10 protein-coding genes are annotated in these 11635 nt (G+C 71.6%); 4 read left to right on the top strand and 6 right to left on the bottom strand.

Features of this window, described 5'->3' with window-relative positions:
• Positions 1 to 598: 598 nt before the first annotated feature.
• Positions 599 to 928: a MazG nucleotide pyrophosphohydrolase domain-containing protein gene (locus tag ACWEVO_RS16140; RefSeq protein WP_452308314.1), complete on the bottom strand. Its 330-nt coding sequence runs from the start codon at positions 926 to 928 to the stop codon at positions 599 to 601.
• A 93-nt stretch (positions 929 to 1021) separates the two neighbouring features.
• On the opposite strand from ACWEVO_RS16140, the gene gdhA reads away from it, so the two are divergent.
• Positions 1022 to 2359, top strand: coding sequence for an NADP-specific glutamate dehydrogenase (gdhA, locus tag ACWEVO_RS16135; RefSeq protein ID WP_452308313.1), 1338 nt, complete (start codon positions 1022 to 1024; stop codon positions 2357 to 2359).
• 151 nt (positions 2360 to 2510) lie between these two features.
• Positions 2511 to 3881: an alpha/beta hydrolase family protein gene (locus ACWEVO_RS16130; protein ID WP_452308312.1), complete on the top strand. Its 1371-nt coding sequence runs from the start codon at positions 2511 to 2513 to the stop codon at positions 3879 to 3881.
• A gap of 61 nt (positions 3882 to 3942) precedes the next feature.
• Here the strand turns inward: ACWEVO_RS16130 and ACWEVO_RS16125 are convergent, their stop codons facing one another.
• From ACWEVO_RS16125 to ACWEVO_RS16110, 4 genes are all read right to left on the bottom strand, one after another.
• Complete coding sequence (locus tag ACWEVO_RS16125) at positions 3943 to 5100, bottom strand: CapA family protein (protein WP_452308311.1); 1158 nt, start codon at positions 5098 to 5100, stop codon at positions 3943 to 3945.
• A 93-nt stretch (positions 5101 to 5193) separates the two neighbouring features.
• Positions 5194 to 5784, bottom strand: a complete 591-nt coding sequence (locus ACWEVO_RS16120; RefSeq protein WP_452308315.1) for a hypothetical protein — start codon at positions 5782 to 5784, stop codon at positions 5194 to 5196.
• Between the two features lie 751 nt (positions 5785 to 6535).
• Positions 6536 to 7219: a response regulator gene (locus tag ACWEVO_RS16115; RefSeq protein WP_452308310.1), complete on the bottom strand. Its 684-nt coding sequence runs from the start codon at positions 7217 to 7219 to the stop codon at positions 6536 to 6538.
• 23 nt (positions 7220 to 7242) lie between these two features.
• On the bottom strand, positions 7243 to 8532 hold the full coding sequence (locus ACWEVO_RS16110) for a sensor histidine kinase (RefSeq protein WP_452308309.1): 1290 nt from the start codon (positions 8530 to 8532) through the stop codon (positions 7243 to 7245).
• A 212-nt stretch (positions 8533 to 8744) separates the two neighbouring features.
• Here ACWEVO_RS16110 and phoU point away from each other — a divergent pair, with 212 nt between their 5' ends.
• Positions 8745 to 9389 carry a phosphate signaling complex protein PhoU gene (phoU, locus tag ACWEVO_RS16105; RefSeq protein ID WP_452308308.1) on the top strand — a complete coding sequence of 215 codons (645 nt, stop codon included), beginning with the start codon at positions 8745 to 8747 and terminating at the stop codon, positions 9387 to 9389.
• 53 nt (positions 9390 to 9442) lie between these two features.
• Here phoU and ACWEVO_RS16100 read toward each other — a convergent pair whose 3' ends face one another.
• Positions 9443 to 10210 (bottom strand): phosphoglyceromutase, encoded by a 768-nt coding sequence (locus ACWEVO_RS16100; RefSeq protein ID WP_452308307.1) that lies wholly within the window; start codon positions 10208 to 10210, stop codon positions 9443 to 9445.
• 151 nt (positions 10211 to 10361) lie between these two features.
• Between ACWEVO_RS16100 and ACWEVO_RS16095 the strand changes: the two genes are divergently transcribed.
• Positions 10362 to 11635, top strand: a 1274-nt coding sequence (locus ACWEVO_RS16095; RefSeq protein WP_452308306.1) for an MDR family MFS transporter, incomplete at its 3' end; no start/stop codon positions are given.

Raw genomic sequence — 11635 nt, 5'->3', positions numbered from 1 at the left:
CCACCATCATTCCCGGGGTCCGTCACCCCGTCGGGCGGGGCGGTCTTCCTCGGCCGTTCACCCGTGTTCAACGACCCCGCCCCGCCCACCATTCCGCCCCCACGATGCCCCCGGTCACACCCCCAACCGGACACCACACCCATCGGGGGCCGGACCGTCCAGCCGTCCAGGCCATCGGTGGAACGCCATGGACGTCTCCGGGCCCCGGTGACCTCCATGGCGTTCCACCCACCCACGCCCGAGCCGGCCCACGATCGGACAATTGCCACCCAATGCCGGCCGGCCTCGACCAGCGCGAGCACACCCACCCCGGGGCGGCCTCGCCCGGCAACTTCGACCGAAACTGCTGCCTCCCGCGGCGTTCAGGGCAGCAACTTCCCTGATGTTGCTGCCCAGCCGCTTGATCCACTCGGCCTGCCGCAAGGCGCCCGAATCGGCCGCCCGGACGCCGCGTTTGCCGCAAAGCGCCGCTGACCGCCAGCTCGGACGCCGCGGTTTGCCGCAGGGCGCCGCTGACCGCCGGCCCGGACGCCGCGGTTTGCCGCACGGCGCCGCTGACCGCCAGCCCGGACGCGGCGCCGCATCGGCGCAGGGCGGGTTACGGGGCCGTGGCACCGGGCCGGGGCAGCCGGGACCGTACCTTCTCGGCGCAGGTCGAGACCACGGTCCGCGCGTTCAGTCCCAGGCTCTCGATCGCGACGAGCGCCGTGAACACGACGTCGGCCAGTTCGGCCGCGACGTCCTCCCGGGTGTGGGTGACCCCCTTGCGAGGGTTCTGCCCGAGCACTCCGATCCAGGCGGCCGCCGCCTCCCCCGCCTCCTCGGTAAGCTTCAGGAGGCGGCAGGTCAGCTCGGTGTCGCCGGACCCGTTGGCGGCGTCCAGCCAGTCCCGGGAGGCCCGGGCCGCGTCCCAGATCAACTCGTCCACTTGACCAGTGAACCGGACGGCCGTGACGATCCGTATCCGGGGGCACGGCGTGACGACGGGGCCGCCGCCCGGACCGGAAGGGACGTGTCGGTGATGCCGGAGACGGTCGAGACCGTGTTCACGAACGTGGTCCAGCGCAACCCGGGCGAGCCCGAGTTCCACCAGGCGGTACGGGAGGTGCTGGAGAGCATCGGCCCGGCGCTGGCCCGGCACCCCGAGTACGCGGAGGCGCAGATCATCGAGCGCATCTGCGAGCCGGAGCGGCAGATCATCTTCCGGGTGCCGTGGGAGGACGATCACGGGCGGGTGCGGGTGAACCGCGGGTTCCGGGTGGAGTTCAACAGCGCTCTCGGCCCGTTCAAGGGCGGGCTGCGCTTTCACCCGTCGGTCTATCTGGGGATCATCAAGTTCCTCGGCTTCGAGCAGATCTTCAAGAACGCGCTGACCGGTATGCCGATCGGCGGCGGCAAGGGCGGCGCCGACTTCGACCCGAAGGGCCGCTCGGACCGGGAGGTCATGCGGTTCTGCCAGAGCTTCATGACTGAGCTGTACCGGCACATCGGCGCGGAGACCGACGTGCCGGCCGGGGACATCGGCGTCGGTGCCCGGGAGATCGGCTACCTGTTCGGCCAGTACAAGCGGATCACCAACCGGCACGAGTCGGGGGTGCTCACCGGCAAGGGCCTGTCGTACGGGGGCGCACAGGTGCGCCGGGAGGCCACCGGGTACGGGGCGGTCTTCTTCGCCGAGGAGATGCTCAAGCAGACGGGCAACAGCCTGGAGGGCAAGCGGGTGGTGGTCTCCGGCTCGGGCAACGTGGCGATCTACGCCATCGAGAAGGTGCACCAGCTCGGCGGCCGGGTGGTGGCCTGCTCGGACTCCCACGGGTACGTGCTGGACGAGAAGGGCATCGACCTGGCGCTGCTGCGGGAGCTGAAGGAGGAGCGCCGGGTCCGGCTCGACACCTACGTCGAACACGAGCCGCGGGCGGTGGCGGTCTCCGGCCGTACCGTCTGGGAGGTGCCCTGCGACCTGGCGCTGCCGTGCGCGACGCAGAACGAGATCGGCGGCGCGGAGGCCGCGGCGCTGGTGGCCGGCGGCTGCCTCGCCGTGGTGGAGGGGGCGAACATGCCCACCACCCCGGAGGCGGTACGCATCCTCGGCCGGGCCGGGGTGCGGTTCGCGCCGGGCAAGGCGGCCAACGCCGGTGGCGTCGCGGTGAGCGCGCTGGAGATGCAGCAGAACGCCAGCCGGGACCGGTGGACGTTCGCCCATTCGGAGCAGCGGCTGCGGGAGACGATGCGGGACATCCACGCCCGCTGCTGGGCCACCGCCGAGGAGTACGGCCTGCCGGGCGACTACGTGGCGGGCGCCAACATCGACGGCTTCCGGCGGGTGGCCGAGGCGATGCTCGCCCAGGGGCTGGTCTGACCCTCCACTCTGGCCGCCTGACCGTGCGGTCAGACAGCGATTGACAGCTGTCGAGGGCGAGCCTAGGTTCAGGTCGCTACCGGCCGGTAGGCATCCGTCCCGCCTGGTCGCCCCGCCACCCGGGGCGGCACCCGTCCCCGGGGGAGCAACGATGCTGACCTCAACCACCCGCCTGGCCCGTCGGCTGCTCGCCATCGGCGCGGCACTCACCCTCACCCTCGGTCTGGCCGGCGCCGCGCCGGCCCTGGCGGCCGACCGTGACGACGACGGCAGCCAGCCGCTGCCCGGCTACACCATCAGCAATCCGCCGCTGGCGCCGCTGGTCGTCAACGGCGAGACCACCACCGTCCGGCAGGGCGTGCACGAGCACGCCGGCTTCATCATCGAGACCCCCACCCGCTGGAACGGCGAGCTGGTCATGTGGGCGCACGGCTACCGCGGCCAGGGCAACGTGCTCTCCCCGGAGCCGCCCGCGTTCGGCCTGCGCCAGCGGATGCTGGAGCAGGGGTACGCCTGGGCCGCCTCCTCCTACGACCGCAACGGGTACGACATCCGCTCCGGAGTGCTGGGCACCCGGGCCCTCGCCGAATTCTTCGCCGACACCGTCCGGAAGCCGAAGCGGGTGCTCATCGCCGGGGTGTCGATGGGCGGGCACATCATCGGCCGCTCGCTGGAGCAGTACCCGGGCTACTACGACGGGGCGCTGCCGATGTGCGGCGTGCTCGGCGACCAGGCCCTGTTCGACTTCTTCCTCGACTACAACCTGGTCGCGCAGGCCCTCGCCCGGGTGCGGGCGTACCCGACGCCGGACGACTACCTGACCAACGCGGTGCCGCGGATCCAGGTGGCGCTCGGGCTGGCCGGGCTCAAGCCGGGCGGCCCGGACACCACCAACGACCTCGGCAAGCAGCTGCGGGCGATCACCGTCAACCGTTCCGGCGGGGTACGCCCGGGCGCGGAGGCCGCCTTCGCGGTCTGGAAGGACTTCCTCTTCTCCATCGCCACCACGAACGGCGGTGACTCCCCCGCGCAGCGCCCCGGCCAGCTCGCCACCAACCTGCTCACCCGGTACACCCCGAACAGCCCGGTGGACGTCAACGCCACCGTGCAGCGGGTCGCCCCGGAGAACCTGTGGGAGCGGCTGTCGCCGACGCTGACCGAGGTGCCGAAGATCAGCGGCCGCCCCACCGTGCCGGTGCTCACCCTGCACGACCTCGGCGACCTCTTCGTACCGTTCGGCATGGAGCAGGCGTACGCCCGGGACGCGGCGGGCCACGGCCGCAGCAGGCTTGTGGTCCAGCGGGCGATCCGGGCCGCGCAGCACTGCGAGTTCAGCCCGGCCGAGGCCGGCGCCGCCTGGGACGACCTCGTCTCCTGGGTACGCACCGGCCAGCGCCCGGCCGGCGACGCGGTCACCGACCCGGAGGCGGTGGCCGAACCCTCCTTCGGCTGCCGGTTCAGCGACCCCGCCGCCTGGGCCGCCGGTTCCGGCACCCGCCACCTGTACGCCCCCTGCCCGTGATGGTGTGGCCGGGACCGTGCCCCCCCGGTCACGGTCCCGGCCGCCGCGCACCGGCACGTCGTCAGGACAGGACGTGCAGCCCCGCCTCGATGGCGCCGCGCATGCCGACGTACCCGTCGATCCGCTTCTCGATCTCGGCGTAGTGTTCCCGCTGCGCGGCCGGCACCGCCGGGTCCTTTGCCGCGCTGACCAGGTCGACCACCCGCGCCGCCGGTCGGTACTCCATCCAGGTCGGCAGCACGGTCACGTCCGTGACCTCCCAGCCTCCGGATGCGGTACGGGTGAAGGTGAACTGGGGCACGACGGCGTCCTGCGTGTTCTCCGGGGCGCCGTCGTCGAACCGGGTGGTCAGATTTCCCATGCCGTAGGCGACCCACTTCCGGCCGATCTTCTCGAACGGCTGCACCACGTGGACGTGGTGCCCGATGATCAGATCGATGTCGGGCGAGGCCAGCAACTCCCGGGCCAGGTCCAGTTGGTCGCCGTTCGGCGCGTTCTCGTACTCGGTCCCCCAGTGCATGGAGAGGATGACGATCTCGGCACCCGCCGCTCGCGCCCGGTGCGCCGCCGCCAGGATGGCGTCCCGGTCGATGAGGTTCGCCGCCCACGGCCGCCCGGGCGGGAGCGGGATGGTGTTGAAGCTCAGCGCGTACGAGAGCTGTGCGACCTTCACACCTGCCACGTCGATGATGGTCGGCCGGGCCGCCTCCTCCGCGCTGCGGGCTGTGCCGGCGTGACGCAGCCCGACCCGGTCGAGGTTGTCCAGCGTCCTGGTGACGCCCTCCATGCCGGTGTCCAGCGAGTGGTTGGAGGCCGTGGAGCAGGTGTCGAACCCGGCCCACGCCGCGGCGTCGGCCAACTCCGGGGGCACGCTGAAGGTGGGCCACCCGGTGAACGGACCGTTCGGCTCCGCGAGAGGTGTCTCCATGTGGCAGATGGCAAGGTCCGCGGCCGCCACCCGGGGACGGATCGCGGCGAGCACCCGGGTGAAGTCGTGGCCGCTGTGGCCCGCCGCCCGGGCGTCAGCGGCGGCCTGCTCCGTGAGCGGCGGGTGCACCAGCAGATCCCCCGCCGCCACCACGGTGAGCTGCTGCTTCGGACCCGGAGCCGGGGCCGTGACCCGTGGAGTGGCGGAGGGAGCCGGCGTCACCCGTACCGGTTCGGTACAGGCCCCCGTCAGCAGCACCAGGATCACCGAAATGCCGAGCTTCACCCTCATTTCGGGAATCCTGCACAGTGACCGTGCCGGCGGAGGAGCGAACGCGGAAGGACCCCTCCCAAGGGGGAGGGGTCCTTCCGGATTCGGTTGTGGTCAGCTGTTCCAGTGCTGGGCGACGAGGTCGGCGGCCTGCTGCTCCCACTGCGCGTACGCGTCCGGGTAGGCCGAGACCTGCACGGTCTGCGCGGCCTGGGTCAGCGGCATGTCCTGCCACCCGTCGACCTGCTTCAGACCCTTCTCAAACGCCAGGGTCGCGTACTCGGGGTCGGTGATCTGCTCCGGCGTACCCCAACCCGAACTCGGGCGCTGCTGGAACAGGCCCAGCGAGTCATGATCGTTCTGGTCACCCAGGTGGCCCAGGTTCTCCAGCTTCGACTCCTGCAGACTCGTGGCGATCGAAATCACCGCGGCCCGCTCCGGCAGACCCGCCTTCTTCGTCGCCGCGATGATCGCCTTCGCGTTCGCAACCTGCTCATCGTTCAGGCTGATGTGCGACTGGGCGCCCTGCACACCATGCGGAATCAGCTTCCCGGCGTCGGGCTTGTCGGCCTGCACGGCCACCGCGACCGGCTTGCCCTCGACGGGGCGGGCGTCGGCGTGAGCGGCGATCGGACCGGCGAACACACCACCGGTGAAAGCCAGACCAGCAACACCAAGAACGCTCTTACGGAAGATCGTGTTCATGGGGGAAAGCTCCATTCGGGGGTTGGCACACCACACGCCGATGGGGGTCGGCGGGTGCGCAAGCACCGTCAGGCGCTCAAAACAAGGGGGAAAAGTCTTGGGGGGATCCGGCTCGCGGGGCTGGGCCGCTTCGCGGCGCCTGGACCATGTGCAACGACCGGCGACCCACCATCATTCCGGGGTCCGTCACCCCGTCGGGCGGGGCGGTCTTCCTCGGCCGTTCACCCGTGTTCAACGCCCCCGCCCCGCCCACCATTCCGGCCCCACGATGCCGCCGGTCACACCCACAAACCCGACATCCCACGCACCGACCCGCAGGCCGCCCGACCATCCGCCCCCAAAATCAGGGAAGTTGCTGCCTCAACGTCGCGGCAGGCCGCAACTCCCTGACGTTGCCGCCAACCCTGGGCCGACGCGTCCCCAGAGCGCGTTGTGTCCGAATCCGGCCCGGGCGGCTGGGGGCGGCGGGGGAACGCGGAGTCGGAGAACATGGCGGGCGGCCGGCCAGCCACTCCGGCCGGCCTGGTGCCAGTGGAACGCGATGGACGTCTCCGGGCGCGGTGACCTCCATGACGTTCCACCCAGCGCATGCCAGCAGAGCAGTTCACATCCGGACAGACCGCACCTGGCTGGCCAACAGGCATCGCGCCACCGGCAGGACCCGCCAGCCGCTTGATCCGCTCGACATGGTGCGAGCCGGGGCATCAATCGCCCACGAGACCCCGGGCTGCCGCAGACCGGGCCGGAGCCGTCACGGCTCGAACTTGTAGCCCAGCCCGCGGACGGTGACGATGTAGCGCGGCGCGGACGGCTCCGGCTCGACCTTTGAGCGCAGCCGCTTGACGTGCACGTCGAGCGTCTTGGTGTCGCCCACGTAGTCGGCGCCCCAGACCCGGTCGATGAGCTGCCCCCGGGTGAGCACCCGGCCCGCGTTGCGCAGCAGCAGCTCGAGCAGCTCGAACTCCTTCAGCGGCAGCTGCACGGGTGCCCCGTCGACGGTCACCACGTGCCGCTCGATGTCCATCCGTACCGGGCCGGCGGCCAGCGTCGGCGCACCCGACTCGGCCGCCTCCGTGGTCTGCCGGCGCAGCACCGCCCGGATCCGGGCGACCAGCTCGCGCGGCGAGTACGGCTTGGTCACGTAGTCGTCGGCCCCGATCTCCAGGCCGACCACCTTGTCGATCTCGCTGTCCCGCGCGGTCACCATGATGATCGGGACGTGCGACCGCTGCCGGAGCTGGCGGCAGACCTCGGTACCCGACATTTCCGGCAGCATCAGGTCGAGCAGCACGATGTCGGCGCCGGTCCGGTCGAACTCGGTGAGGGCGGAGGTACCCGTCGCGGCGACGGACACCTCAAAGCCCTCCTTGCGGAGCATGTAGGACAGGGCGTCGGAGAACGATTCCTCGTCCTCGACCACCAGTACGCGGCTCAACGGGGTGTTTCCTTTCCTGTCGGTCAGACCTGCCGGAGCTCGGCCGGGCCGGCCTCGATCTCAGCGGAGTTGAGTGTCGCCTCCAGGTCGTCCGGGGGACGGGCCGGCAGCCGGAGGGTGAACGTCGACCCTCCACCAAGAGTGCTCGACACATCCACCCGACCGCCATGGTTGCTGGCGATGTGCTTGACGATGGCCAGGCCCAGGCCGGTGCCGCCGGTGGCGCGGGAGCGGGCCTGGTCGGCCCGGTAGAACCGCTCGAAGATCCGGTCGACCTCGTTCGGAGCGATGCCGATGCCCTGGTCGGCCACGGCGATCTCCACGTGCTCATCGGTCGACCGGACGGTGACGCGGACCGTGGTGTCCTCGCCGGAGTAGTTGATCGCGTTCTCCACCAGGTTCGCGACCGCGGTCGCGAGCTGGCTGTCGCTGCCGTACACGGTGAGGCCACGCTGCCCGTCCACGACGATCTCCACCCGGCGGGCGGCGGCCCCGATCCGGGTCCGGTCCAGCACCTCGGCGATCACCCAGTCCACGGCGACCGGCTCGGGCGCGGGCTGCGGCTCGGCGCCCTGGAGCCGGGTGAGTTCGAGCAGCTCCTGGACGAGCCGTCCGAGCCGGGTGGACTCGTGCTGGATCCGTTCGGCGAACCGCCGGGCGGCGATCATGTCCTCGGAGAGGTCCGCCGCCCCGTCGCCGGCCGGCTCGGTGGCGTCCACCAGCGCCTCGGCGAGGAGCTGGAGGGCGCCGATCGGGGTCTTCAGCTCGTGGCTGACGTTGGCCACGAAGTCCCGTCGGACCCGGGCCAGCCGGTGCGACTCGGTGACGTCGGCCGCCTCGATCGAGACGTAACCGGCACCGAGTCCCATGGCGCGCAGGTGCACGCCGAGCGGGTTGTCCCCCGCGCTGTCGCGGCCGCGGGGCAGGTCGAGCTCGATCTCGCGCCGCACGCCCGTGCGCCGGACCTGCCCGGCGAGGGTACGGATCAACGGGTGGGCCGCGATCGACCCCGGCGTGGTCCCGGTGCGGAGCAGACCCATCGCCCGGGCGGCCGGGTTGACCAGCACCGGCACGTCGTCCGGGGCGAGCACCACCACGCCGGCGCGGAGTGAGTCGATCGTCTTGCGGCCGAGCGCGGAGAGTCCGCCCTGCTCGTCGTCGGGAATCGCGGGCCTCCCTGCACTCCGGCGGAGGCTCTCGCTCCCCGATGCCGACCGGCGCCGCCAGGCCCGGACGGGCTCGGACAGCAGCAGCCCGGCGACCAGCCCGGCCACCAGAGCCGCGGCCACCACGGCCGCCACCGCCCATTCCACCCGGCGATCGTAGGGTCATTGTTCACCTGGCGATCGGGCAGAACGGGACGAAGCACTCTCACTTCCGGGAAAGTTCACTCCCGGGTCCCGCGTCGTTAACCGGCGTTCACCTTCGCGCCGACTCCCCCGGCCTACGGTTGGTCGCGCACCTGCTCACGCCGTACGCGGCCCGTCCCGGGCCGGGCGGCGAACACCGACCCCAGGAAGTGACGATGCGCGACGAGTTCCGGGCCGACCTGCAGATTGTCAGCCAGCTGCTGGTGGACATGGCGGAGGGGGTCCGCGCCGCCATGCGCCAGGCCACCAAGGGCCTGCTCACCGCCGACCGCGCGGCATCCGAGGCCGTGATCGCGCGGGACGCCGAGATCGACGACCTCTACCGGCACGTGGAGGAGCGCGTCTGCGACCTGCTGGCCCGGCAGGCACCGGTCGCCTCCGACCTGCGCGCCATGATCACCGCGCTGCACGTGGCGGCCGACCTGGAGCGGATGGGCGACCTGGCCGACCACGTGGCGAAGACCGCGCTGCGTCGGCACCCGTCGCCCGCGGTGCCGGCCGAGCTGCGGCCGGTCTTCACCGACATGGCGGGCATCGCCGACCGGATGGCGGAGAAGATCGCCGCCGTGCTGGCCAAGCCCGACGCCGACCTCGCGGCCGAGCTCGACCGGGACGACGACGCCATGGACGACCTGCACAAGAGCCTCTTCGGCGTGCTGCTCGGCGACGACTGGCCGTACGGGGTGGAGACGGCGATCGACGCGACCCTGCTCGGCCGCTTCTACGAGCGCTTCGCCGACCACGCGGTGAACGTCGGCGAGCACGTGGTCTATCTGATCACCGGCACGCCCAGCGCCTGAGCGAAAGGAAGGGCCCCTTGTCAACGTGTTGACAAGGGGCCCTTCCGCGCACCTCAGCGGCCCTGGTTGGCGACCGCGGCGGCGGCCTCCTTGGCGGCCTCCGGGTCCAGGTACGTCCCGCCGAGGACCTGCGGACGCAGATCCGGGTCGAGGTCGTAGCGCAGCGGGATGCCGGTGGGGATGTTCAGCTTGGCGATCGCCTCGTCGGAGATCTGGTCGAGATGCTTGACCAGGGCGCGCAGCGAGTTGCCGTGCGCGGCCACCAGCACCGTCCGGCCGGCCAGGATGTCCGGCACGATCGAGTCGTACCAGTAGGGCAGCATCCGCTCGACGACGTCCTTCAGGCACTCCGTACGCGGCATCAGCTCGGTCGGGAGCAGCGCGTACCGGGGGTCGCCGACCTGCGACCACTCGTCGTTGTCGTCGATCGGCGGCGGCGGCGTGTCGTACGACCGGCGCCAGAGCATGAACTGCTCCTCGCCGTACTCGTCCAGGGTCTGCTTCTTGTTCTTGCCCTGCAGGGCGCCGTAGTGCCGCTCGTTGAGCCGCCATGACCGGCGCACCGCGATCCAGTGCCGGTCGGCGGCGTTCAGCGCCAGCTCGGCCGTGCGGATCGCGCGGCGCAGCACGCTGGTGTGCACCACGTCCGGCAGCAGGTTGTGCTCGCGGAGCAGCTCACCGCCGCGCCGCGCCTCGCTCTCGCCCTTGGCGGTCAGGTCGACGTCGACCCAGCCGGTGAAGAGGTTCTTGGCGTTCCAGTCGCTCTCGCCGTGCCGCAGCAGGACCAGCGTCCCGACGGTGGGCCCCTCGCTCGCAGTCATGCGGATCATCCTGCCGTACGGCACGGACGGACACGCGGGGACCGGTCGTGACGACCACCACGTGGAAAAGCTGATGACCGGCGTTCCGGGCCAGCACTAGGTTGTAAGGCGCTGAAGAAACATCGGTCATTACCGAAACGGGGGCGTCGGGATGCGGACGGTACGGAGCTGGTTCCGGGACACGACAGGCGGACTGCCGCGGGCGTTCTGGTACCTCTGGACCGGCACCCTGATCAACCGGCTCGGCTCGTTCGTACTGATCTTCCTCGCCATCTACCTCACCCGCGAGCGGGGCTTCTCGGCCTCGCAGGCCGGCCTGGTGATCGGGCTCTGGGGCGTCGGCGGCGCGGTCGGCACCACGGTCGGCGGCACCCTGACCGACCGGTGGGGACGACGGCCCACCCTGCTCACCGCGCACCTCGGCGCGGCGACCATGATGCTCGGGCTCGGGCTGGCCCGCCCGCTCTGGGCGGTGGCCCTGGGTGCGCTGCTGCTGGGCACCTTCGCCGAGGCGGCCCGACCGGCCTTCGGCGCCATGATGATCGACGTGGTGCCGGAGAAGGACCGGCTGCGCGCCTTCTCCCTGAACTACTGGGCGATCAACCTCGGCTTCGCCTGCGCCGCCGTCCTCGCGGGGTTCGCCGCCCAGGCCGGCTACCTGCTGCTCTTCGTCGTCGACGCGGCCACCACGGTGATCACCGCGCTGATCATCTTCGCCCGGGTGAAGGAGACCCGGGCGGCCGTGGTCGGCCCGACCGTCAAGCAGGCCGCCCCGGCCGGGGCGCTGCGGACCATCCTCAGCGACCGGGTCTTCCTGGGCTTCGTGACGCTCAACCTGTTCGCCGCGCTGGTCTTCCTCCAGCACATCTCGATGCTGCCGATCGCCATGGGCGACTCCGGGCTGAGCCCGGCCACGTACGGCTCGGTGATCGCGCTCAACGGGGTGCTGATCGTGTTCGGTCAGCTCTTCGTACCCCGGCTGATCAAGGGCCGGAGCCGGTCGCACGTCCTGGCCCTCGCCGCGGTGGTGACGGGCGTCGGCTTCGGGCTCACCGCGTTCGCGGGCACGGCCTGGTTCTACGGCCTCACCGTGCTCGTCTGGACGGTCGGCGAGATGCTCAACTCGCCCTCCAACTCCACGCTCATCGCCGAGCTCTCCCCCGCCGCCCTGCGCGGTCGCTACCAGGGCGTCTTCTCGCTCTCCTGGCAGCTCGCCGGGGCGACCGCCCCGATCCTCGGCGGCCTGCTCCGGGAGCACGCCGGCAACACCACGCTCTGGTTGGGCTGCGCCCTGGTCGGTGGCGTGGTCGCGGTGGCCCACCTGATCTCCGGCCCGGCCCGCGAGCGCCGGGCGGCGCAACTGCGGTCGCCGGGCACGCCGGTCCGGCCGGTCACGGTGGTCCGCACCCCGGTCCCGGAGGCGGC

The organism is Micromonospora sp. NPDC003776 (genome assembly GCF_053605645.1).
The sequence above is the reverse complement of the archived record's forward strand: the minus strand, read 5'-3'. Positions and strand labels throughout refer to the sequence as shown.